Origin of the sequence: Trueperella bialowiezensis (assembly GCF_900637955.1) — a bacterium.
Taxonomy (GTDB): domain Bacteria; phylum Actinomycetota; class Actinomycetes; order Actinomycetales; family Actinomycetaceae; genus Trueperella; species Trueperella bialowiezensis.
On sequence record NZ_LR134476.1, the window covers coordinates 1006956 to 1029321 of the forward strand.

Annotated in this window: 29 protein-coding genes and 1 tRNA gene; 16 read left to right on the forward strand and 14 right to left on the reverse strand. The window is 58.1% G+C overall.

Features of this window, described 5'->3' with window-relative positions:
* Window position 1: 1 nt before the first annotated feature.
* Genes EL234_RS04720 through EL234_RS09540 form a run of 3 tightly spaced genes read right to left on the reverse strand, consistent with a single transcriptional unit; the run spans window position 2 to window position 1687 of the window.
* On the reverse strand, window positions 2-499 hold the full coding sequence (locus EL234_RS04720; protein WP_126416386.1) for a hypothetical protein: 498 nt from the start codon (window positions 497-499) through the stop codon (window positions 2-4).
* On the reverse strand, window positions 496-1407 hold the full coding sequence (locus EL234_RS04725; RefSeq protein WP_126416387.1) for a ParB N-terminal domain-containing protein: 912 nt from the start codon (window positions 1405-1407) through the stop codon (window positions 496-498). The genes EL234_RS04720 and EL234_RS04725 overlap by 4 nt, the downstream gene beginning before the upstream one ends.
* Window positions 1340-1687: a helix-turn-helix transcriptional regulator gene (locus EL234_RS09540; RefSeq protein WP_126416388.1), complete on the reverse strand. Its 348-nt coding sequence runs from the start codon at window positions 1685-1687 to the stop codon at window positions 1340-1342. The genes EL234_RS04725 and EL234_RS09540 overlap by 68 nt, the downstream gene beginning before the upstream one ends.
* A 184-nt stretch (window positions 1688-1871) precedes the next feature.
* Here EL234_RS09540 and EL234_RS04735 point away from each other — a divergent pair, with 184 nt between their 5' ends.
* The 5 genes from EL234_RS04735 to EL234_RS04755 all read left to right on the forward strand — a co-directional run bounded on the left by EL234_RS04735 (window position 1872) and on the right by EL234_RS04755 (window position 5007).
* Entirely contained in the window at window positions 1872-2318 is a 447-nt protein-coding gene (locus EL234_RS04735; protein ID WP_126416389.1) for a helix-turn-helix domain-containing protein, read from the forward strand.
* A 12-nt stretch (window positions 2319-2330) separates the two neighbouring features.
* Window positions 2331-3275 carry a hypothetical protein gene (locus EL234_RS04740; protein ID WP_126416390.1) on the forward strand — a complete coding sequence of 315 codons (945 nt, stop codon included), beginning with the start codon at window positions 2331-2333 and terminating at the stop codon, window positions 3273-3275.
* Between the two features lie 55 nt (window positions 3276-3330).
* Complete coding sequence (locus EL234_RS04745) at window positions 3331-3768, forward strand: hypothetical protein (protein WP_164712360.1); 438 nt, start codon at window positions 3331-3333, stop codon at window positions 3766-3768.
* Between the two features lie 224 nt (window positions 3769-3992).
* On the forward strand, window positions 3993-4427 hold the full coding sequence (locus EL234_RS04750) for an ImmA/IrrE family metallo-endopeptidase (RefSeq protein WP_126416392.1): 435 nt from the start codon (window positions 3993-3995) through the stop codon (window positions 4425-4427).
* A gap of 358 nt (window positions 4428-4785) precedes the next feature.
* Complete coding sequence (locus EL234_RS04755; RefSeq protein ID WP_126416393.1) at window positions 4786-5007, forward strand: helix-turn-helix transcriptional regulator; 222 nt, start codon at window positions 4786-4788, stop codon at window positions 5005-5007.
* Between the two features lie 391 nt (window positions 5008-5398).
* Here EL234_RS04755 and EL234_RS04760 read toward each other — a convergent pair whose 3' ends face one another.
* The 3 genes from EL234_RS04760 to EL234_RS04770 form a co-directional block, all read right to left on the reverse strand.
* A complete protein-coding gene (locus tag EL234_RS04760) occupies window positions 5399-5689 on the reverse strand; it encodes a hypothetical protein (RefSeq protein WP_126416394.1) in 291 nt (96 codons plus the stop codon).
* Between the two features lie 122 nt (window positions 5690-5811).
* Window positions 5812-6093: a hypothetical protein gene (locus EL234_RS04765; protein ID WP_126416395.1), complete on the reverse strand. Its 282-nt coding sequence runs from the start codon at window positions 6091-6093 to the stop codon at window positions 5812-5814.
* A gap of 91 nt (window positions 6094-6184) precedes the next feature.
* Entirely contained in the window at window positions 6185-6427 is a 243-nt protein-coding gene (locus EL234_RS04770) for a DUF7675 family protein (RefSeq protein ID WP_197718465.1), read from the reverse strand.
* Between the two features lie 306 nt (window positions 6428-6733).
* Here EL234_RS04770 and EL234_RS04775 point away from each other — a divergent pair, with 306 nt between their 5' ends.
* Window positions 6734-6925 (forward strand): type II toxin-antitoxin system HicA family toxin, encoded by a 192-nt coding sequence (locus tag EL234_RS04775; protein ID WP_197718466.1) that lies wholly within the window; start codon window positions 6734-6736, stop codon window positions 6923-6925.
* The gene (locus EL234_RS04780) at window positions 6922-7293 is read left to right on the forward strand and encodes an antitoxin HicB (protein ID WP_126416396.1); all 372 of its coding nucleotides are present in this window, start codon (window positions 6922-6924) and stop codon (window positions 7291-7293) included. Before EL234_RS04775 ends, EL234_RS04780 begins: the two co-directional genes overlap by 4 nt.
* Before the next feature lie 577 nt (window positions 7294-7870).
* On the opposite strand, the gene EL234_RS04785 is transcribed toward EL234_RS04780, so the two are convergent.
* The 3 genes from EL234_RS04785 to EL234_RS04795 form a co-directional block, all read right to left on the reverse strand.
* The gene (locus EL234_RS04785; protein ID WP_126416397.1) at window positions 7871-8152 is read right to left on the reverse strand and encodes a hypothetical protein; all 282 of its coding nucleotides are present in this window, start codon (window positions 8150-8152) and stop codon (window positions 7871-7873) included.
* Window positions 8153-8240: 88 nt separating this feature from the next.
* Entirely contained in the window at window positions 8241-8522 is a 282-nt protein-coding gene (locus EL234_RS04790; RefSeq protein WP_126416398.1) for a hypothetical protein, read from the reverse strand.
* 335 nt (window positions 8523-8857) lie between these two features.
* The gene (locus tag EL234_RS04795) at window positions 8858-9145 is read right to left on the reverse strand and encodes a hypothetical protein (protein WP_126416399.1); all 288 of its coding nucleotides are present in this window, start codon (window positions 9143-9145) and stop codon (window positions 8858-8860) included.
* A 132-nt stretch (window positions 9146-9277) separates the two neighbouring features.
* Here EL234_RS04795 and EL234_RS04800 point away from each other — a divergent pair, with 132 nt between their 5' ends.
* Window positions 9278-9493: a hypothetical protein gene (locus EL234_RS04800; RefSeq protein WP_126416400.1), complete on the forward strand. Its 216-nt coding sequence runs from the start codon at window positions 9278-9280 to the stop codon at window positions 9491-9493.
* A gap of 570 nt (window positions 9494-10063) precedes the next feature.
* On the opposite strand, the gene EL234_RS04805 is transcribed toward EL234_RS04800, so the two are convergent.
* Window positions 10064-10345 carry a hypothetical protein gene (locus EL234_RS04805; protein WP_126416401.1) on the reverse strand — a complete coding sequence of 94 codons (282 nt, stop codon included), beginning with the start codon at window positions 10343-10345 and terminating at the stop codon, window positions 10064-10066.
* A 379-nt stretch (window positions 10346-10724) separates the two neighbouring features.
* Here EL234_RS04805 and EL234_RS04810 point away from each other — a divergent pair, with 379 nt between their 5' ends.
* The 7 genes from EL234_RS04810 to EL234_RS09325 all read left to right on the forward strand — a co-directional run bounded on the left by EL234_RS04810 (window position 10725) and on the right by EL234_RS09325 (window position 15749).
* Window positions 10725-12296, forward strand: a complete 1572-nt coding sequence (locus EL234_RS04810) for an SLC13 family permease (RefSeq protein ID WP_126416402.1) — start codon at window positions 10725-10727, stop codon at window positions 12294-12296.
* Between the two features lie 163 nt (window positions 12297-12459).
* Window positions 12460-12532: transfer RNA gene (locus EL234_RS04815), tRNA-Arg, on the forward strand.
* A 292-nt stretch (window positions 12533-12824) separates the two neighbouring features.
* Window positions 12825-13343: a hypothetical protein gene (locus EL234_RS04820; RefSeq protein WP_126416403.1), complete on the forward strand. Its 519-nt coding sequence runs from the start codon at window positions 12825-12827 to the stop codon at window positions 13341-13343.
* Between the two features lie 72 nt (window positions 13344-13415).
* Window positions 13416-13709 carry a helix-turn-helix domain-containing protein gene (locus EL234_RS04825; RefSeq protein WP_164712362.1) on the forward strand — a complete coding sequence of 98 codons (294 nt, stop codon included), beginning with the start codon at window positions 13416-13418 and terminating at the stop codon, window positions 13707-13709.
* Window positions 13710-13795: 86 nt separating this feature from the next.
* Entirely contained in the window at window positions 13796-14515 is a 720-nt protein-coding gene (locus EL234_RS04835; protein WP_164712364.1) for an NUDIX hydrolase, read from the forward strand.
* A 192-nt stretch (window positions 14516-14707) separates the two neighbouring features.
* Window positions 14708-15163 (forward strand): hypothetical protein, encoded by a 456-nt coding sequence (locus EL234_RS09405; RefSeq protein ID WP_197718408.1) that lies wholly within the window; start codon window positions 14708-14710, stop codon window positions 15161-15163.
* A gap of 145 nt (window positions 15164-15308) precedes the next feature.
* Complete coding sequence (locus EL234_RS09325; RefSeq protein ID WP_164712366.1) at window positions 15309-15749, forward strand: hypothetical protein; 441 nt, start codon at window positions 15309-15311, stop codon at window positions 15747-15749.
* A gap of 85 nt (window positions 15750-15834) precedes the next feature.
* Here EL234_RS09325 and EL234_RS04850 read toward each other — a convergent pair whose 3' ends face one another.
* Window positions 15835-16806, reverse strand: coding sequence for a diaminopimelate dehydrogenase (locus EL234_RS04850; RefSeq protein ID WP_126416406.1), 972 nt, complete (start codon window positions 16804-16806; stop codon window positions 15835-15837).
* 260 nt (window positions 16807-17066) lie between these two features.
* Between EL234_RS04850 and EL234_RS04855 the strand changes: the two genes are divergently transcribed.
* Window positions 17067-17897, forward strand: coding sequence for a leucine-rich repeat domain-containing protein (locus tag EL234_RS04855; RefSeq protein ID WP_126416407.1), 831 nt, complete (start codon window positions 17067-17069; stop codon window positions 17895-17897).
* Between the two features lie 6 nt (window positions 17898-17903).
* Here the strand turns inward: EL234_RS04855 and EL234_RS04860 are convergent, their stop codons facing one another.
* From EL234_RS04860 to EL234_RS04870, 3 genes are read right to left on the reverse strand one after another with little or no spacing between them, the layout of a single operon-like run.
* Window positions 17904-19091, reverse strand: coding sequence for a class I SAM-dependent methyltransferase (locus tag EL234_RS04860; RefSeq protein ID WP_126416408.1), 1188 nt, complete (start codon window positions 19089-19091; stop codon window positions 17904-17906).
* Window positions 19092-19100: 9 nt separating this feature from the next.
* Window positions 19101-21719, reverse strand: a complete 2619-nt coding sequence (hrpB, locus tag EL234_RS04865) for an ATP-dependent helicase HrpB (protein WP_126416409.1) — start codon at window positions 21717-21719, stop codon at window positions 19101-19103.
* Entirely contained in the window at window positions 21712-22335 is a 624-nt protein-coding gene (locus tag EL234_RS04870; protein WP_126416410.1) for a TetR/AcrR family transcriptional regulator, read from the reverse strand. Before EL234_RS04870 ends, hrpB begins: the two co-directional genes overlap by 8 nt.
* Window positions 22336-22366: the final 31 nt, after the last annotated feature.

The following is a 22366-nucleotide window of genomic DNA, read 5'->3' on the forward strand; positions in this document are numbered from 1 at the left end:
GCTAGTTCACCTCGCTGGTGGGGATGAGGTCACCGATTGTGACCGCACGCTTGGCATACATCAACTCCGACAACCGGCCAATCGTGTCCAAGTCAGCATGGAACGACGCAACCGCAGCATCCTTATGCTGACGACGAGCCTCCAACCACAGTTGGGCGTCGGCCAACGTCCAAAACCGCAGTGTCTTATCCACCCCAGCAGGGTCACCAGTCGGCAACGCAATCGTCGAGATGGCTTCCACATCCAACTGGGCATCATCACCAGTGAGGTTGTCAATGATCCGCGTGAAGTTCGTACGAACCAGGTTCTTACGCTTTTCACGCAGGCGGGGCAGCTGGGCGGCCACCAGGTTGTCAGCTTCCGCTTCAAGGTCGCGTGGGGCGTGTTCGAGGCGTTGTTTGACTTGGGCTTTCAAATAGGCGCGCGTGTCAGCCGTGGTCACCCCGTGAGGATGGCGGGCGACGTGAGCGTCATACAGGGCGGTGATGTTGATGGTCATTGTAGGTGCTCCTTTAAGCGGGTTAGGTAGTCGATAGCGGTGTTGATGAGTGGGATGGTTAGGTGTTCGTGGGGGTCCATGAGTCGGTGTTCGTGGGGGTAGACCTTGGTGTAGATGGTGGTTGCGTAGTCGGCTCCTCCTTGGAAGGTGGTTAGGGCGGTGTGGATGGCTCGCATGGTGGTGCGGTAGGAGTGGTCGAGTTGTTGTTGTTCTTCGCGTTGTTTGCGGGTTGCCTCGGTCCAAGCGGCGTGGGCGGTGGGGATGGTCATTTCACCTGAGTCGATGTAGGCCAAGAACTGGGTGGCCGCTGCTTCCGTGAGCTCGTTGAGGAGGCGGGTTTGGCGTTCGGCTTCGGCTTGTTCGGCTTCGCGTTGGGCGCGGGCTTGGTTGCGTGCCGCGATTTTCGCAGCTTCGGCGGATTGTTTGGCTTGGTTGGCTTCGCGGTAGGCGGCGTCGAGGGCGAGTGTGCCGGTGATGATGTTGTTGGCGAGGTGGGGTGTGTAGTCGAGAACCACACCAGCCTCGGTGAGGCGTTGACGCCACTGGCTGCTATTACCGGATCCGGTAATATCGATTGATCCGCGTGTCCAACGTCCGTTACGACGACGCCCATCCTCAGCCAGCACGAGCGCGGTGGCCATTGCCCTAGCACCGGTCGACATGTGCCTGCGTGACGTGTTGCAGTCGATCACGTACTCGGCTAGGTCCTCGCCGTCGTAGACGACGTAGTCTGGTTGGACGCCTGCCAGTTCGCACGCCCGGTAGCGGTTGCGTCCGTCGAGGATGCGTCCTTCGCGGTCGGTGACGATGGGTTGGCGTAGTCCGTTCGCGCGGATCGACTCAGCCAGCTCGGCTAGTTCGTCGTCTGGGAGCATTGGGTATTTGTCTGCGTACGGGTGGGTCCTCATGCCGACACCTCCCGCCGCCCATGATTGGCGCTTGGTCGAACAGTAGACACCTCCGGCAAAAAAGAGCGTCGACGGGGACGTCGAGGGTTTTGGCGATTCCCTTTGCGACGTCGACGCCAGTGTGAGTATTTCGGCCGGAGGCGAGGTGTCCGATCAGGGACTTTGAGCAGCCTACGCGGGAAGCGAGTTCCGCGTAGCTCATCCCTCGGAAGCGCAGGAACTGCTTTAGCGCTTCAGGCGATATGAGTTTCACTGAGAACCTCCAGTTGTATCTCTTCATCTCTTACTCCTTAGCGTAGACTTTTGTTTACCGCTTTCGCAAGCAGTATACGCCAACGTCTACAGGGTTGCAACTGCTTTTTGGCGAAACTTCGACGTTTTAGCGAATTACATTGCCGTAGTTTGTATACGGCTCGTCTACAATTGCCGTAGACAAACGGCTATAGGCGGGCGAGGATTCAAGTATGAGTAGCACATTCCCAGAACCGTGGAAGACCCTGGCAGACAGAGTAGGCATTACCTCCTACGGGCAGCTGGCTGAAAGGTCGGGGCTTTCTCGGCCGACTGTTTACTCTGCGGTTTCTGGGCGCAGCGCGCGGCCGCAGCTCAAGACTCTTGCGGGGCTCGCAGAGGCGTTTCGCATCTCGACTGAAGAGCTTTTGGATATTCTGGGCCGTCCAGCCCGAGAGGAAGTTGAGGAGTATAGGCCTCCGGAAGAGGCTGCGCTGCTTACTAGGCGTGAGCGTGAGGCTGTTGATGAAATCATCCGCCTCCTCATCAAAGCCCGCCAACAAAACACCACCAATGATGTTGACGCCTACCTCACCGAAGCCGACGCCAAACGCACCCTATTCGAAGCCCACGAGTGGGATATGGCAGCACGCCACAAAAACGAGAACAGCGGACAGTAAGAAAACGGAACAATGACGACTAAACCAAAAACTAAAAAGGCCTACTTCAGGAAACTAACTTCCCTAGCGCCAGGCGAGAAACTCGCCAATTACCCATCCATCCACTCCGGCCTTGCAAACAAGTTTGAACAATGGGCCAAACTTCCAGCAGACCAACAGCACGTAAAAGTCAACGGGGTCGACATGTACTGCTCAGCAGACCACGCCACCGAATACCCCACAGTCACCATCTTCAAACCAATGAGCGACGACTTCATTACTCGCTACAACCGATCAAACGGCGAAATATCAGAACTATTCACCCCCGACGACGACCCCGACGAAGTGCTAGCCCACGCGAGCGTGTTCGCCGTCGACGGCCCAACCGGCATCATCGCCATGATACGTAGCAGCCAGTCAGCACCCTCAGCTAACGCGCTAGAGGTGTTTTTAGACGAAGCCGCCACGCTACCAGTCGAACAAGGCGTCCAACGCCGATGGGGCAGTGAAGCAGTCATCGAAAGATCTTCAATTAAAGACTTCGATAACTACTCTGGCGGCGTCACCGAAGCAACGCTACGGTTCCCTACACGACACGATTTGTTCAACACACAGTTGCAGTCCGGGCTGGTCGCTGCAATGGAAGCCTACGCCAACACCATCGGAGGGGATCTAGAAATCACCATCACCGCAAAGCTCACGCACACGGGCAAACAATCTAAAGAAACTCGGCGTAGATTCCTCCGGAATCTACGGCACGATGTGCCGCCTGTAGTGCGTAGCGGTTCGAAGTTCTCTGTCAAACTCTTTGGCGACGATGGCACACAGCAGGTTATGAACCTAATAGAAGAACGTCTATCTGTTGAGGTTGATATTTCGATTGACCCGAATGGAGCGCAAGGGTTGCAGCAGTTGCAGGCGAATGTAGTCTCGTGTTTGTCGGACAATCTCGATAGGATAAAAAAGCTATACGGATAGCCAGAGGGGAGGTAGCACGATGCGGCTTTTAGATAGGTTGCTTGATCGTCCGCGCTTGGATTTCGCGCTGGCTGTGGCCGTCGGCGTGCTCGCCGGTATTTTCCTTTCTCCTGTGGTTGACCGTGCTCTCGGTTCCCAGCTTTATGGTGCGATTGCGACGGTCTCATCAATTGTTTTGGGGTTCTCGGCCGTTGTTCGTAACCGGTTCTTGGCGGCCGCGTCAACGAAACTGGGTGAAATCTATCAACTGCATGCGCCGACGCTACGTAGGAATATCAAGTATGTGATGGTGTACTGCGCTTCAGCCGCAATCTTGGCGCTTGCATTGTTCTTTGTGCCCGATTCATTTTCTCGAATCTTGACTGGCGCTTCGGCTGGGATGGTGGCTTTAATTGCCTTTAGCTTGGTTAGGCTTATCGTTCTGTACGAAGTAGCTGATCGTGGGGAGGATATTGCGTTGAATTCTCCTCGAGAACATGTTGTGCATTTCTAGCGCCGGGGTCGGGTTTATTTCGTTGGCTGACCGCAGACAATAGAACGGTCGGATGTCCTAGCTCGTTTTGAGCACGCACACCATTTGGGCGACTATTTGGACATCCGACCTTGGTTATGTCTCAATCCTAGCCTTTTCGCGGCCTTGCATCTATAAGGGACTGCGTTCTAGCGCCTATAGGCGGCTAGTTTTTTCTGTCGGAGGTGGCTTTTAGGCTCTAGCACGTGAGTATTGATGAACTAGTGGCTGCCTGTGCTGCCATTGGTGTGCATGTGGTGTTTTTACCTGTCGGCGTGGCTGGCGGCTACGTGCACGACATCAGGTTGATCGTGGTTGATTCTGGCCTGCCAGCAGTGGAGCAGCGGGCCGTGTTGGCCCATGAGTATGTGCACGCGTTGCACGGCCACGACGGCGTCCAAGATGAGACTGTGGAATCCTCGGTGGATCGTGAGGCCGCCCAGCTGTTGATCTCGCCTGTGGAGTATGCGGCTGCCGAGCGGCTGTTTGGGGTGAATGTGGTGGCGATTGCTGATGAGTTGGGCGTACCAATGTGGGTGGTGGCGGCTTATCGAGAGTGGTTGGCTGAGCGTGGTGTTTGTGGTCTAGTCCACACCCATGAGTTTAGTCCACCACTTGACTGGTGTTGTCTGGTGGACTAAACTTATAGATGTCAACAAGAAAGGAGGTGCAACATGATAGACAGCCTAGGAAACCTCTTCGCCGGGCTTGGAGTCTTCATCGGTAGCCTTGCCGCACTGATCAAAGTCCTCAAGCCCAAGAAGAGGAAAAAGAAGAAATAGCAACTTCTTCTAGGAAGACCCCGGAACCCCTCCGGGGATCTTCCCCTAGACTCTATCACAGCGCCATGAACAAAGACACAACACTTATCGCCACCGCAATCACAGTTGGCCTAGCCACGCTTGCCTGCAACTTCACGCCCGCAGTCACGCTCGCCTTAGGCCTCGTCAGCCTCACAGCAGCCCTCTGCGCAATCCAGCGCGCCACAGGGAGGAACCAATGACCACCCACTACCTATCCCTGCACGGCTTCGCAGCGCGAATAGGAATCGCCTACTCGACCATTCGAAACTATCAACGCCAAAAGCGCTTACCCGCACCCGATGCGATCATCGGCGAAGGCAACGCCACCACCCACGGCTGGCTACCCGAAACCGTCGACCACTGGCAAGCCAACAGGCCAGGACGCGGAGCCAGAACAGACCTCAAAAACAGGAGCTAAGCAGCCCATGTTCTGGCCGTTCGCGCCGGGTGCGAGGGGTACTTTTCTAGCCCACGCGTTGGCGCAGTGCGGAAAGGTGGGCGTGTTTTAGTTTCCCTCCATCTCCGCTCTGTGATGTCTCGCGACATCGTTCCGGTGTCGCGAGACATTTTTTGTTGTTTTTGGCGCGAGATACCTCGCCAGTTCCGCGTAAGACATGACCTAGCGTAATCTCATTGGTGAAAAGCAGGAAATCGGCCCTTTTCTCACCTGCTATGCGAAGGGCGCCGAGTACGAGCCCCGGCACCGGGTCTCTTCCGACTGAGGCCGGGAATCTTAGGCGCACTTCTGAGGTGCGCTAAGCCCCTAAGGGCCAAAACCCACGAGAAAGCAGTGGGACGAACTTGTAGCGCTATCGGCTACGCTGTGCGTTCTTCTCTCGGTGTTTGGCGATCCAGCCGAGCGTCCGCTCAGTCAAATCCGGATCCCAACCACCACGCACCTCAGCCTCGGTAATATCAAGAAGCTCTATCGGCACCTCAATGTCTTCGAGGAACATTCCCTGAAGAAACGCATCGAGCTCGATTCCCGGCTCTGCACCATTCCTCCCACTGGCAACGAAAGCTTTCGCCGTGGAACTCAGAAGCGGAAAATACGGAGCATACAGTTCTAGCAGGCCTTTACTGCCTAACGCCTTTGGCATCAAAACCACTCCGTTCTCCAATTCTTGACTATTTAACTTTAGCTCTACTGGCATGCGTTCAGATAAACGTCGATTTCACAGACCAGCGCAAGAAGCCCGCCGCAACTAAACTATCGGCACCGCTAGGTGCGTGCGAAGGCCCGCACGCTTTCAAGATCGGGCAACGTCTCAAATTGTTCATCAGACGGCGGCCGATAACCTAGCTGTTCCTTCACGAACTCCTGAATCTCCTCAGGCGGAACAGCCGTTAAATAACAGGCTGTTATCGGAAAAGGGCCTGGGCCGTCATCAAAATAGTTCGTCGGCTTCGTAAGTGGGAACTGCTCGAGCACCTCACGCACCTCCTCCAACGAAAAACCTTCGAAGAACAAAGCAATATTCCGGTTACGCAACTCATCGCCCATTAACCCAAAACACCACCTTCACAGACGGACTCATCCCGATGACAACACGGTGTCCGCATCCATATCGTAGAGTAGACACCCACCGCTACTGTTATGCACCTGATCGTCCTTTGAAAAAGTCAGCCCAAAACGGGCGCTCTTTCTTAACGATTTCGATTTGCTCAGCACTGAAATTATGCGGGTAATCAGCGAATAGATTGAGAACTGTTTTCTTATCAAACGTCACGAGGTGAACACCTCGTGGCGAGTTACCATCTTCGTCAATCTCGGTCACATCCCATATGCGAGCACCGAGAATATTATCTTCCTCAGCTATGAACTGGTTACTTTTCATACCCGGCAACTCCTTTCAGCTGTTCTCCTGGCAGAGTGTTGAAGTACGGCATCAACGCCTGGAATTCCTCAGACTGCGCAAGCTCCCCAATTTCCATTAAACCAGCTTTTGATCGATACGCATACCTAAAATGGTCTTCGAACGTTGAACTCTAAATCGCGTCCGCAAAGCTGACATGCGAAGTGGTCGCCGACCATTTTCAGATGGAGATTGGGGTTACCCCAAAGTGTGGACATTTAGCGCACTTCCTTAATTCTTGTTAACCCCGCCTCGACTCTAAGCGTTAAGTGGGGGTATACTTTAGCTGTGACGAAGCCAATGAAACGCAGAGACGCGATCAAACTCCTCAAGAAAGCAGGGTTCACATCGCGCCAAGGCAAAGGCGACCACGAAATCTGGCGCAACGGTTCCGTCACAGTCACAATCACCCAATCCCGCGAGCTGTCACCAAAGGTCACACGTGACCTACTCAACGCCATCGAAAGGAGCAGCAAATGACCACCATTAATGTCACCGCATCGCGCTGGAGCGGCGGCTGGGAACTCGAAATCAGCCCCACCGATCACACCCAAGTCCGCCACCTGTCCAACGCACGCCAACAAGTCATCGATTACCTCGACACCATGTACGACGACGTCGACCACACCGGCTGGACCATCAACATCATTCCCGACATTGGAGAACTGGCCGAGAGCCTGACCCAAGCACGCGCCGCCACCGAAGCAGCCGCCAAAGCCCAAGAACAAGCCGCAGCCCAAACCCGTGCCACAGTCCGCTCCCTGCTCGATGCTGGATACACCCAAGCAGACACGGCAGCACTCATGGGCGTCTCCCGTGCCCGCATCTCCCAACTCGCCAAGGCATAACATCGATCTGCCGACATGGATCAACGCTACAGCTGCACTCGTCTCGTGAGGTTAGCCTCGGGTTGTGGATAGTCGCCACGGCAGAATCGCGCATTTTAAAGGCATTCTAAACGTCGCCTATATTGGCAAGCTGAACTCCGCAACCGCGTTTCAAGACGATTCGTCTCGGTCGTGTCGGGACTGCATGGCCTGAAACTCTTGGCTTCATCCCGCCACCGATCGACCATACGCCTCGGCTGCGAATTGAACACCCTGAAAACATCCGAAGCAAGTAGCGCTCTTTCTTCGTTTGAAACGCCTACCACTTGTTTTAACGCAATATCGACATGTTCCATGCAGTATGCCTTGCTCAGCGAGCGAGGTGTAAGCGATTCGTAGTACTCACGACTACGAAGAACATATTTGTCTGCCTCACGGATATACTGCACCGGCTTATCCAACGTTCATCACCAACTACGCAACAGTGCACGTCATCGCGCAGTTGAAAAAGACGCGGAAACGTGACGTTCTCATAAACGATTAGTCTGGCGAACAATGTCATGTCAGATCCTCCCACCGCACACTCATTTCGCCGACGCTAGGTGCGCGTAAAGGCCCGCACACTTTCAAGATCAGGATACGTATCAAAATCGTCATCAGACGGCGGCCGATAACCAAGCCGTTCTTTCACAAACTCCTGAATCTCCTCAGGCGGAACAGCCGTTGAATAACCGACCATAATCGGAAAAGGGCCTTCCTCCTCGTCGAAATAGTCCGTCGGCTTTGTGCGGGGAAACTGTTCGAGCACCTCACGCACCTCGTCCAACGAAAAGCCCTCGAAAAATAATTCAAACTGTCGATTTGGAAGCTCATCGCTCATGAACCCAAAACACCACCTTCCCAGACCGACCCAGCCCGACGACAACACGGTTGCCATGCCCATATCGTAGAGGGGATACACACCGCTACTAAGTGCGTGTGAAGGCGCGCACATCATCAAAGCTTCCAAGTTCCTCCAATTGTTCGTCCGTCGGAGGGCGATAGCCTAACCGCTCCTTCACAAACTCCTGAATTTCCTCAGGCGGAACAGCCGTTGAATAACCGACCATAATTGGGAAAGGAACATCCTCATCATCAAAATAGTCTGTCGGTTTTGTGCGGGGGAACTGTTCGAGCACCTCACGCACCTCCTCCAACGAAAAGCCCTCGAAAAATAATTCAAACTGTCGATTACGCAGCTCATCGCTCATGAACCCAAAACACCACCTTCACAGACCGCCCCAGCCCGGCAACGATGCAAATTCGCCTCCGACATCCGTCGGCATAACCGAAAACCCTTTGCAAGAAATTATAGGCAATTGGGCAATACGCGGATGAAAAGCAGGGAAACTACTTGAAGGAGTAGGAGCCACGCTAGTGGGAATCGGAACCATTATCGTGGCAATCCTCTCCAACAAGAAGAAGGACTAAACACCTTCAGGAAGACCTCGGAAAACCTCCGGGGATCTTCCCCTACACTCTACCACCTGCATCATGAAAGTAAGCCCACTCAGAAAAAGGCGGAACGAACATTTACTGCTATTCGCTAAGCACCAGCATTCTTCTCTCGATGCTTGGCGATCCAGCCGAGCGTCCGCTCAGTCAACTCCGGATCCCAACCACCACGCACCTCAGCCTCTGCAACATCAAGAATGTCATCAGAGATTCTCACGCCGTCGAGAAGGGCAAATTGGAGAAAATCGTCGACTTCCATCGCAATGTCAACTGAAACTCTATCATCTTCTATCACGCACTGATATTTTCTTTTCAACAAGGGAAAAACATGTGTATTCAACAGCTCCAGCAAATCGTCTGTGTCTATATCTTTTTCCATCTGTTTTTCTCCGAATCCCAATCAGGGGAACGTCTCTAGGCGTTTCACCATCTAGGATGTCAATAAATACACCTGTTCCTCCGAGCGTATAAGCAGCGCGGAAACCTCGGTGTCTTTGTCATCCACGCTCACATGCACCACAACAATATTTATCATCTTTCTGGCTTCGAAACGGTCTCCAGTTATACGATACAGATCTGGCTTATTCCACGTGAGCATGATGGCTGTCCGGACGTCATCGGCGAAAGCAACGCCACCACCCACGGCTGGCTGCCCGAAACCGTCGACCACTGGCAAGCCAACCGGCCAGGACGCGAAGCGAGAACCGACCTCAAAAACAGGAGCTAAGCAGCCCTGTTCTGGCCGTTCGTGCCGGGCGTGAGGGGTACTTTTCTACCTATCGAGTTGGCGCAGTGCGGAAAAGTGGGCGTGTTTTAGTTTCCCTGCATCTCCGCATCTCATTACCAAAATCGTAGAAATCAGCGTTCTTCTCACCTGCTACGCGGAGTGTGCCGAGCACAACCGCAACCGCGTTTCAAGACGATTCCTCTCCGTCGTGTCGTGACTGCATGGCCTGATAACTCTTGGCTTCATCTCGCCATCGATCGACCATACGCCTCGGCTGCGAATTGAACACCCTGAAAACATCCGAAGCAAGTAGCGTTCTTTTTCGTTTGAAACGCCTACCGCTTGTTTTAACGCAATATCGACATGTTCCATGCAGTATGCCTTGCTCAGCGAACGTGGCGTAAGCGATTCGTAGTACTCACGACTACGAAGAACATATTTGTCTTCCTCACGGATATACTGCACCGGCTTATCCAACGTTCATCACCAACTACCCAAACCGCATGTCATCGCGCAGCTCGAACGGCGTCACACACGGCGCTCCACGCCTAGCCGACGTCGACACCACAACTAAGTACGCGCGAAGGCACGCACGCTTTCAAGATCGGGCAGCGTCTCAAATTCTTTATCAGACGGCGGCCGATAACCAAGCCGTTCCTTCACAAACTCCTGAATCTCCTCAGGAGGAACAGGCGTTGAATAACCGACCATAACAGGAAAAGAACCCTCCTCATCATCGGTATAGTCCGTCGGCTTCGTACGGGGGAACTGTTCGAGCACCTCACGCACCTCCTCCAACGAAAAGCCCTCGAAGAACAAAGCAATATTCCGGTTACGCAGCTCATCGTCCATTAACCCAAAACACCACCTTCCCAGACGGACTCATCCTGATGACAACACGGTTGCCATGCCCACATCGGCAGGCACAACCTCCAAGTCCCTTTCAGAGATTCTAGAGCACCGCAAAGGTGAAACAGAAGAGAGCAGCAGAAGCGGAAGAGAAACTCCCTGAAAATTCCGGGGACAACCTGCCGCGCAGCTTGGAGTCATTACAATTTGATAACATCTCGACATCAAGGCTTTTTCTGTTAGCCAGAACACGTATAGTTTTCACAGGGCATGTGGCTTCACCCACACGCACTAATTTGCGGCAACGATGCAGTGAACGTGCACCCACTCGCCTAGCTGGCATCACAGCCTTAGCTGGCATCACACAGAAAAGAGGATCTCCATGAGTACTCCCGAACTCCAGATGGATTCATACGTATCGCAAGGTCAGCTAGATGACTCTGACGAAACAATTATGCCCCCTGGCCGGCCGTGGATCCGCCACCTTGGCGGTCTTACGCTAGGCCTCGTGCTCGCCGTCGTCGTCTACTTCATTTTCCCGAAGGAACTTTCCGCCGACCTCGTCGCGCAACTTGCCGAAAAAGACATCGAAGCTGACGGCCACAAGATCGCGCTCACGGCCGCCGTCGCTGTCCTCATGGGCGCGTGGTGGATGACGGAAGCCATCCCGCTTGCGGCAACCGCGCTCGTGCCGGTCACAGTGTTCCCGATTATGGGAATTATGACGTACTCCGAGGTCGGCAGCTCGTACGCCTCCTCCACAATCTTCCTGTTCATGGGCGGATTCTTCCTGGCGCTCGCCATGCAGCGCTGGAACTTCCACCGCCGGCTCGCGCTACGAATCGTGCTGGCCGTTGGTACGAAGCCGTCGCGTCTCGTGCTCGGGTTCATGGTCGCTACCGGCTTCCTGTCGATGTGGGTGTCGAACACGGCGACGGCCGTCATGATGCTCCCCATCGGCATCTCGGTGCTGGCCACCATCGGGCAGGTGGACGACGCCGGCGGGCAAAAGAAGCTTTCCAACTTCGGTACCGCGCTCATGCTGGGTATTGCGTACGCGGCGTCGATCGCGTCGCTGTCCACGCTCATCGGCACTCCGCCGAATACGCTTTTGCGCGGCTACCTGCAGGATAACCACGACATCACGTTGAACTTTGGCTTGTGGATGGTATTTGCGACGCCGTTGGCTTGGCTTTTCCTTCTGATCGCCTGGCAGCTACTCATTCGGCTTTACAAGCCTGAAGTGAATGAGATTCCTGGTGGGCGGGAGCTCATCAGGGGCGAGCTGGACAAGATGGGCCCGATGACTGCGCAGGAGAAGATCGTGGCAACGATCTTCGTTCTTGCAGCGCTGTCGTGGATTATCATCCCGACCGTGTGGCCGGACGGGCCGATTGGCGACACGACTATCGCCATGATCCTCGCCATGGTCCTGTTCATCACTCCCGCTAAGCCTTCTGAGGGCGTGGCGATCCTCGACTGGGAGACCGCAAAGGATATTCCGTGGGACGTTCTGCTCCTGTTCGGTGGCGGCCTGGCGCTGTCTGCCGCTTTCGGTAAGACGGGCCTGTCGAACTGGATTGGCGAAAAGGCTGGAGCCCTAGAGGGTCTGCCGGTGATCGTGATCATCGCCGCCGTGGCCGGAATCGTGCTGCTCCTGACAGAAATGACATCGAACACCGCTACCGCCGCAGCGTTCCTGCCGATCATCGGCGCAGTGGCGATTGGCATGGGCGTGGACGTGCAACTGCTGGTCATCCCGGTGGCGCTCGCCGCAACCTGTGCGTTCATGCTTCCCGTGGCCACACCGCCAAACGCGATCGCGTACGGGTCTGGGTACATTACCATTGGACAAATGGTCAAAGCCGGTGCGTGGCTGAACGTTATCGGCGTCGTACTCATCACCTTCTGGACTGTCGTGTTCGGACCACTCGTACTCGGGATTCAACTCTGACGCGGCAATAGACTCGCGAAGCCTTGGGGCCAGTGTTTTTTAAAAACGCTGGCCCCAAGCCACTCCAGCTACTGGGTGGTGGTGGCCGTGCTCAAAAACACTATCTACCAATTGGCGTTTGTGACTGTACGGCGAGTAGACTGAACGACGTTCTAAGAAACCAGCGCCCGTAGCTCAACGGATAGAGCGTCTGACTACGGATCAGAAGGTTGGGGGTTCGAGTCCCTCCGGGCGCGCTTCGGCCCAGTGGTTGACTTAGGTGTCCCGCTGGGTCGATTTTTCTACGTGTACCCGCGGCCCTACACTCCCGGGGTACACGTTGCCTTCCCGGGGTACCGAATCCGGCGATTTGTCTACCCCGCGAACGAAACAGGTACCCCCGGAACGGCGAGTAGCAACCCCACACTCGCGCCAAGCCTTCCGGATATTACCCAATCCGCTCTTGTGGAAAGAGCCTCGTCGAGGTTCCAAAATAGGTTAAATTTGGAAAGACCTCACTCAGCCCAAGGACAGCGAAGAAGTGGAAGCATGCGAAAAGGTGCCGGTTTCATCCCTCTCGATTGGCCTCCCGGACGCGCATGCAAAATGGCGCGCGACGGAACAAAATACGACGCAGATCTTTATAACGGCAATTACGGTAATTTCGCTCGCGAGTTTAACTCGCTACTCGACGGCTTGACAGACACATTGAAGAAGCAGATACAGGGTCTCGTCATAGCAACCATCCGCGACGCACTCCTTGGCAAACTGACCCCAGTAACGACAGATGGCTATGGGGACAGGACTGGTGAGGTGGAGCAGCTCGCCCGTGGCGGCAACAAGATTCTTGAAGTCCGGCTTGAGCACCGTTTTGATCCTCCCAAAATTCTTTTGAAAGGCAAGCGACTCCGTTTGTATTTCGCAGAGCCGGCATATCCTGAACTGATCGTTTTCTTGCTGCTCGAGCCGAAAGATGCTTCTCAGTTTGGCTTAAATCAGCAGAACCGCCACATTGACGAGTCACTGCTCCGAGCCGATGATTGGTGGTCCCTCAATAACAGTCCCTAAGACCACTAGCGGAATGCAACTAAAAAGTTGCACAATAGAAATGGGTAGAAAACGATGAAGAAAGGGGGAGCCATGGATATTTTTGATCAGCTTGGTGTTGATGTCAACGATGTTGGTGTAACGAATTCGATTGACATGTATTCACAGTTGCGAGAGGTTACGCAAGAACTCGTAAAGATCCGCAAAGAGCGGAACCTCCGCCAGCAGGACGTGGCAGACGAATTGATGATTAGTCGCCAGGCCGTTGCCAAAATCGAGGACCCTAATAATAACCCGAAGATTTCAACTCTCATTGGTTATGCGCTTGCTGTTGGGGCGCGGATAAACATTTCCGTCACTAAAGATCAGTACGCTCTTTTTGACTAGGCTTCAGAGAGCGTGCAAGCACATGCGGAATTTACGGTGGAAGCCACCAACCAGCTCCCGGATCAGGCTTCTTGTAGGCTTGGCCTATGTTGACCCCGGATTCAGTTGCCGCCGAACTTGCCGGTTGGCACGCGCGTTTCTTCGATAGCGACGACGACGCCGTCCACTCCAGTAACGACGCCGTCCGCTCCAGCAACCCCGCACAGGCCAGCGACGACGACGCCCGGCCCACCACCGACGCCGTCCACGCCAGCGACACCGCCCACACCACAAACACACGGCCCACCACCGCCCCGCTCACTGCACACAGGCTCTCCGATTTCCGCGAGCTCGTGCTCGAACACGGTGAGGGCGCCCTGTTTAAGGGAACGCATCCGCGGCACATTACGGCGTCGTTGTTTGTGTTGTCTACTGACCTGTCGCAGATTCTGCTCGCCGAGCATAAGAAGGCGAAAATGTGGTTGCAGTTCGGCGGGCATCTTGAGCGCGCTGACGCCTCGCTCGCAGACGCCGCATTGCGCGAGGGGCGCGAAGAGTCCGGCCTAGCCGAGTTCGTCCACGTGCTCCCCGAACCCTGCGACTTCGACATTCACGAGCTGGGCGGCGGCTTCGGCGCGATCTGCCGGGAACATTGGGATGTGGGTTTCGTGGCGCTCGCTGATGCGGACGCGCCCGTCGTCGTCTCATCAGAGTCGGAGAACGTGCGCTGGTTCCCGGTCGCGGATCTTCCCGACGGCGGAGCGGGCGGCATGGCCGAACGCGTGCAATCCGCGCTAGCCCGCGCGAAAGCCGGTTTGGAAAACTAGCACACCCGCTAACGTAGGCCGGCCGGCACAAACGTAGGCCGGCCGAAACACTGGCACAAACACGGCAACGCGCACACATGAAAGTGGATTAAAGAATCCTCATTTTCTTCATCTTAAAGTTTTCACACTCGGTTTCCATACTGGTATCAACAGCGATCCAGAAGGGTTCGCGAGATTGAGAAAGGTTTTGAGATGAACAACAAGAAGAAGCTGTGGACTATTTCCGGCTCGCTGGCAGCAGCCGTGCTGATTACGGCTGGAGCGGGTCTGGCGATCGCAAACGATGCGAACAACAACTCGAAGAATCAGAGCGTGACGATCCCTAACCCGGATGCGCAGACGCCAGGCACCGACGCGGATTCCGCTCCGAGTGCGTCCGATACGAATACGGTGGTTCCGAACACGGTGAGTGCCCAGTCGGCTCCGTCGGCTCCGTCTCCGGCCCGCGCCCAGGCTCCTGCCCCGGCTCCGGCTCCTGCTCCGGCTCGTGCGTACTCGGCGCCGTCGGCTCCGTCGCCGGCTCGGGCTCAGCGTCCTGCTCCGGCACAGCGTCAGGCTCCGGCTCCCGTGTACTCGGCTCCCTCCCCGGTCTCGGCGCCGTCCCCGGTGTCGGCTGCTTCCTACTCGGCACCGTCGGCCAATTCCTAAGCTCAAGCGTGTGTGGGCGAACGACGCCGGGATTCGGCGCTCGTTCGCTCACACCGGTGGAGTGTCAACGTCGGCTTTCGGATGGTTCCTTGCCGGTTGCTCGTGTAGCTTAGAGCTAACACGCATCTTGTAGCTAGGAGGATACGTGGCTGACCAGAAGAAGATATGGACCATCACGGGCTCTCTTGCCGCAGCGGCTTTGATCGCTGTGGGGGCTGGTTTAGCGATGGCTGACGATTCGACGACGCGCGACCGCAACACTGCTATCAAGATCCCCGCTCCCACAGAGCTACCAACTGAAGATCCCGCCGATTCCCCTGACGGTACGGCAGGTGCTGATGGCACCGGGGCGGGCGGTTCGGGCTCTTCCGGTGCTGGTGGCGCTGCTACAGGAGGCAGCTCTGGTGGCAGTGGCGGTTCCAGTGGCGGAGCAGGAGGTAGTGGCGGGTCCGGAGGTGGCTCCGGGCAGGCTCCTAAACCGCAGCATGTTGCTCCCGCTCCTCAACCTCGGCAGGCCGCACCGGCGCCGAAGGTTTACGAGGCAGATTCGGCAGACTCCGTGTCTGCGCCCTCTGCCGACTCATAACCGACTCATAAATCGATTCATCAAGCTTGCCGCACATCGCGGGAGCCTCGCTCTTAAACCTGTGAGGGCGTCCTCCCCTGCGCTTTTACAGGTAGTTTTTGCGTAGCTCTTCCGCGCTGTGCGGCGACAAATCAGTAAGGCTGACGTCGAACAGCGTGATCGCCCCGGTTTCTCCCCGCGCGGATTTGCGTGCCACGGCGCGCGCTGCGGCGACAAGCACTGACCCGGTGAACTCCGGGTTGGACCCCAAGTCGAGTTGGAAGGTCACCGAGCTGGTGGTGCCCTCGCTCGTCTGCCCTGCCCGAATAACTTGGCCGCCGTGCGGGATTCCGGCGTGGTCACGCGCAAGTTCGCCTGCTGACACGAAGTTGACCGTGGTGTCGTAGTCCGCGAAATAGTTCGGCATGGTCACGATCTGCCGCTCAATCTCGGCTTGGTCTGCGCCTTCTTCAGCGACGACGTAGCACACCCGCTTGTGCATTGTCCGCGGGGTGAGCTCGACGTCGCGCCCCTCCTTAACGGCCTGCACGGTCTCTTCGACGGGTACCGTGTACTGTTTGGCGTCGGCGACGCCGTCGATCCTGCGGATCGCGTCCGAATGGCCTTGGGATACGCCCGGCCCCCAGAACGTGGCGGTTGAGCCGGTGGGGAGCACGGATTCGCCGAGTACGCGCAGCATTGAGAACAGGCCGGGGTCCCATCCGGCGGAGATCAGCGCGAGCGTGCCTGCCTCCTTCGCGGCCGCGTCGAGTGCGGCGAAGTGTTCGGGAATCTTCGCGTGCGTATCAAAGGAATCGACGGTGTCGAACATGCGCGCCACCTGCGGGCCCTGCGTGCCCAGGTCCGACGCCGATCCCCCACAGTTGAGCACGACGTCCACCTTGCCCACGTAGTCGGCCATGTCGGACACGTGTGCGACTGGCGCACCCTGCGTGACGAGCGAGCCCGGATCGCGCCGGGTAAACACGGCCACACACTCCATGTCCGTGGTGTGGCTGAGCGCGATTTCGGCGCCCCGGCCAAGGTTTCCATATCCGTTAATCGCCACGCGAATCATGAGCTCTCCTTCGCTGATCTTTCCCGTTGGTCTGTTCCACAGTCTAATCCTGCCATGGCCCTCCGACATCGCCGCCCGCATCCCGTCCTCCGCACACTGTGAGCCCTGGCTGCGGACCTCGCCTCGCCGATAACCTCCGCGCGAGCCCCGCCTGCCAGTTTTACAGATGCCAAACACAAGGTAAACACTGACCAACAATTCACCTCAGCATTTTGGTGGCAGGATCTGCGGGGATTAGCCTTACTTATAGAGGAGGAAAAATGCTCATAATTAAGAATCTCTTCAGAATAGTTTTAGCGTCTGCGCTGGTGATTACCTTGAGCGCATGTGGCGGAAGCGAAGACAGCCAAGGTGGAGACCGCCAAGAGAAAACAAGTGTTTCTTCCGGCGAGGCCAATGAGGACTACTTTCTGTGGGAAGATGACAACATTCTCGCCTTGAAGAAAGACGAGGCTCCTACATCCGGAACCTTGGTCATTCCCAAAAGAGCCAAAGGAATAACGGGGCCGCTATTGCAAGACAGCCAAATAGACACCGTTGTTTTTGAGAGCGACGAGGATATTGAACTATATCAAGCTTTTTATGGGGCGCCGAACCTTAAGCACGTTGAGCTACCTAGCGGCTTGACTGAAATAGGCGATTACTCCTTTGCCAGTACGGAAAGTCTGGAAGAAATAACAATTCCTGAGAACGTCAAAGTTATTGGACAGTCAGCGTTTTCACACTGCAAAGGCTTAAAGAAGGTGACAATGGGTAATAGCGTCACTGAGATCAAAAACACGGCTTTTATCAATACCCCGCAGCTCACCGAATTGACGCTCAGCGAAAACGTTGAGTCAATTGGATCGGAAGCGTTTTACTTAACTGGGTTGACTGAGTTCACGATTCCTAAAGCCATTAAAACGATCGGATATAACGGCCTATATAGCGAGAGTTTTGAATCTTTCTATTTCCCAGAAGAAGCTGAACCTGAAGAGATAGAAGATGGTGCTTTGTTCTTGCTGGGTGTCGATGTTCACGTGGTTAAAGGTTCATACATGGACACCCATTATGAAGACCTTATTCACGGCGGAAATAAGGTAGTCGACTAACCACTATTACCGCTCGAGCAGGGCAATCACCTCGAAGTGGCGGGTGTGCGGAAACATGTCCACCACTTGGGCTTTGACGACGCCGTAGGCCGGCATCCGTGCAAGGTCGGCGGCAAGGCTGGCCGCGTTGCATGAAGAATAGAGCACTGTGGCCGGCCCGGCGTCGTTGAGCCAGCCCGCCAGCTCGGCGCCGATTCCGCGGCGCGGCGGGTTGACGACGATCGCGTCCGGCAGCCTGCCCTGTGCACCGGCTTGGGCGCGCGCCCACTCGGTAGCGTCGGCCGCAATAAACTGGGCATTCACCTGCGTGCCGGCCACGTCCCGTAGCCGCTCTGCCGCCGCCTGTGCTGCCGCCACGGCCTGCTCTTGTGTTTCCACGCCGACGACGTCCACGCCCCTCGCCGCGAGCGCCAACGCGAACCCGCCCACCCCGCAGTAGAGGTCCCACGCGGTGCTAGTCTCGGCCAGCCATTCGACGGCCCGCGTGTAGAGGGTTTCGGCGCCGTCGGTGTTGGTCTGGAAGAAGGACTGCGGGCGTAGCAAAAGCTCGAGTTCCTGGCCGGCAACCTGCAGGCGCATGGGCAGCACGTCGTCGTCAGAAATCACGATCTCCTCGGGGCCTTCGATAATCGCCTTGCGTTCCGGTTGTACGTTGAGGGAGATGACGCGGGCGGCCGGCACGAGCTCGCGCAGGCGGGCAAGCTTTTTGAATAGCATGCCTTGTATGCCCCGGCGTTTGGCGACGAATCGCACCATAAGCTCCCCGTCCGGCGATTCGGTGATGATGATGAATTTGAGTTCACCGGTGTTGGTACGCGGGTTGTACGGGCTGAAGCCGCACTCGGCGACGAACTGGGCGAGCGCCGGGGTTGCCTCCTGGATGCCGGGTGTGGGGAGGGGGCACTCGCGCAGGTCGTGGCCCACGCCGTCGTGATCAATAATGCCGAGCCGCGGCGAACCGGGCGTGCCCGACACAGCGAGTTTGACCTTGTTGCGGAACACCTCGCGGGCCGACGCGTGCGGTGGCAGCCACTGCGCCGCGAGGATGAGTTCTTCGGCGCGCGCCTGTTTGCGGGCGAGCTGCACGTCTTGCGGGGTGGTGATGAGCGTGCACGAACGGCATTCGGCGGCCGCATAGTAGTGGCAGTCGAGGAGGGGTTCGTGGCCGACGTGGAGGTCGCGGTGCAACAGCATGGGTCTATGTTACGTGCCGCGCGGGCGTTTCTTGTTGGCACGCCGCGTGGGCTCGGCGCGGAGCGGATCCTCCGGCCACGGGTGGCGCGGATAGCGCCCGCGCATGTCAGCCCGCACGTCTTTGTAGGGGCCGGCCCAAAATGAGGCGAGGTCGTCGGTGATCGCGAGCGGCCGCTGCGCCGGGGAGAGCAGCTCCAACGTCACCGGCACGCAGGCAAGTTCCGGCGTTCGCGCCCACCCGAAGGCTTCCTGGATGCGCAACCGCACGGTCGGCTTACCGCTCGAATAGTCCACTTTCGCCGTTCCCATCGGGGTGGCAATCCGCTCCGGGGCAAGCTCGTCAAAGTTCGCGGCCTCCGGCCACGGCAACAACGCCCGCAGCCCGGCCACCAGGTCCGGACACGCGGCGCCCAACTGCGGGGTGAGCCACTCGTCGACGCGCTGCGCCAGCCCGGTATCCGACACGTCCGGCCACGGATCGCCGACGACGTCACGCACAAACGCCATCCGCTCCCGTAGCCGCGTGGCCGACTCACTCCAGTCCAGCGTGCCAATCCCCCGGTTCGCGATATCGTCCGCGCGCGCTCGGGCCACCTGCTGCCGGGTGAGCTTCGCGGGCGCGCTCGCGATCTCGATGGCGCCCAGGGATCGCACGGTCCGCCCGGTGACCTTCGTTCCCGCGACCTCCACTTCGAGGCGCTCGGTCAGCATGTCCGCCCCCGCCTCTAGTGCCGCGTCTTGCTCGATGGGCACGGCCGCGCGGATAACGGCGTCGGCACGCCCCTGCCCGCCGCTCAGTTCGGCGACGGCCAGCCACGGCGAGCCTTCCAGCGGACTCCCATCGGGCAGCGTGGCTCCCGCGCCGTTCGCCAGCAGATATCCGCGCCCACGGCGGCGGGCTATCCACGTGGGATACGCACGCGCGACGACGTCGGCAATCGCCTCATCCTGACTTGCCAGGCTCGCCCCTTGCGTGTTTCGCTTCCCCGCGCCTGAATGTTCTGCGCCCGCTTCAGCGCTCAGATGCTCTGCGCCCAGACGCTCAGCGCCCAGATGCTCCGTAGCGATCGTGGCGAGCCGCCGCTTTTCGGCCGTCCATTCCCGGTTCTTCCCGGCGCCGCGCAGTTCAGCGGCAAGGTCGGAGCCTGCCGCCCGCACGCCGAGATTCAGCAGCGCGATGACGCCCGCGGCGGTATCCACGCCCACGGCTCGAGCGCCTGCGATCAGTCCGCGCGCCAGCTGCGGGGAGGCCGGCACGTCGACAAGCGCGCGGCCAGCGGCAGTGATCGCGCCGTCGTCGTCAATTGCGCCCAGGCCGCGCAAGGTGCGCTCGGCGGCGTCAACGGCAGCCGGGCGCGGCCGGTCGAGGAGCCGCAAGCCGTCCATTCGAGGGTTGCCCCACGCCGCCGACTGCAACAGCACATCCGTCACGTCCGCACACAGAATCTCCGGCTCAGAAAACTCGGCCGCCGGCGCGAATGCCAAACAGCGATACGCCCGCCCCAGCCCTTCGCGTCCAGCTCGCCCGGCCCGCTGGGTCATCCGTGCACGCGACGCATGGACCGTCACCAGCTCGGAAATCCCCGTGCGCGGATCAAACCGCGGCTCACGCGCCAAACAGGAATCGACCACGGTCCGCACGCCCGGCACCGTCAGCGAAGATTCGGCCACCGCCGTCGCCAAAATAATCCGGTCCTCGGCGCTGCCCAGAACGGCGTCCTGGTCGCGCGAACTCAACTGGCCATGCAGCGCCATCACCGGCAGCGGCGCGCCCGCAAGCAGCTGGCGCACCCGGTTAATCTCCCCCACGCCCGGCAGGAACACGAGCGTGGAGCCCGGCCTCGCCGCCGCCTCGCGAACCACACCCGCAACATGGGCCAAAAACTCGCGGGTCACGGTAATCCCATAGCCGACGTCGCCGAGCGCCCGCGGGCCAAGTTTCTCCGTCACCTCCACGGGGTGGATCGCGCCCGGCACGTCCACCACCGTGCCGCCGATGAGCTCGGCCACCTGCTCGGCCGCCAACGTGGCCGACATGGCCACGATCCGCAGATCCGGTCGCAGGGTTTCCTGCACGTCGAGGGCAAAGGCGGTGACGAGATCGGTGTCGAGGTCCCGTTCGTGTATTTCGTCGATGATGAGCGCGCCCACGCCCGGCAGGTCCGGTTCGGCGTGCAGCATTCGTAGCACGACGCCGGGCGTCACCATCTCAATCCGCGTGCCAGGTTTCGTTTCCCCGCGCACCCGGAACCCAACCTGCCTGCCCACCGGCTCACCGATCAGCGCCGCGATCCTGCGTGCCGCAGCCCGGGCCGCCACCCTGCGCGGCTGCACGACGATCACCTTCCGGCCGGCCGCACCCGCCGCGCCCGAAGCAGCAGCGCCCGCGGCGGTGGTTCCATCCCCGCCAGCGTTACGATCCACACCCACGACACCGGCCAGCACACCGGGGCTCGCCGACCCCACGGCGTCGTCGGCAAGTATCTTGGCGAACAGCGGCGGCACGAGAGTTGTTTTGCCGGAACCGGGCGGAGCGGTGACCACCACGTTGCCGGTCTGCGCCGCGATATCCGCGAGCCCCGCAGCGACCGGTAAATCCGGCGGACGGGCGATGAGGCGGTCAGTCAACGTTCGCGAGCGCCGCGAGGACGCGTAGGGACGTGGCTTTGACCTGCGCGAGGTCGTGGCCGGCGTCGAGGAGTTTGAGGCCGGCGTCGAGCATCGAGCGGGTCATGCGGGAATTGATCGTGGCCTGCTCGGGAGTGAGTTCTTGCCACAGTTCCATAATGTTGCGCGCAAGCTCTTGGTGGAAATTCATCACTGCACCCGAGCGTGCCTGGATTTCCTCGCCGGTGGCCGGATGCTCCGGCTTCTTCCCGCGGCCGGCTCCCACGGTGAGCACGTCAACCATCCACTGATGGCCGGCCTCCGCGCCAATATCCAAGCTGAGACTGATGAGTGTTTCGAGGCGTTCGTAGGGTTCGTCGTGCTCAGCGATCGCCTGCTCGAGGCGTTCCACCCAACCCGGAATATAGCGCTCTAACACGTGTACTCGCAGGTCGTCCACAGAATCGACGTAGCGATAGATCGAGTTGCGGGCAATTCCCGCAGCCTTGGCCACCACGCCCGCCGTGAGCGCCGACGGGCCTTCGTTACGCAGCACATCCTCCGCGCTATCCACCAGCTTTTCGAACATCATCGACTTGTGCTCGCGTACCGACGGCGCAGAAATCTTCGGGCTCATGTGCTCGCTTCCCTTCCCTGCTCGCAAAAGA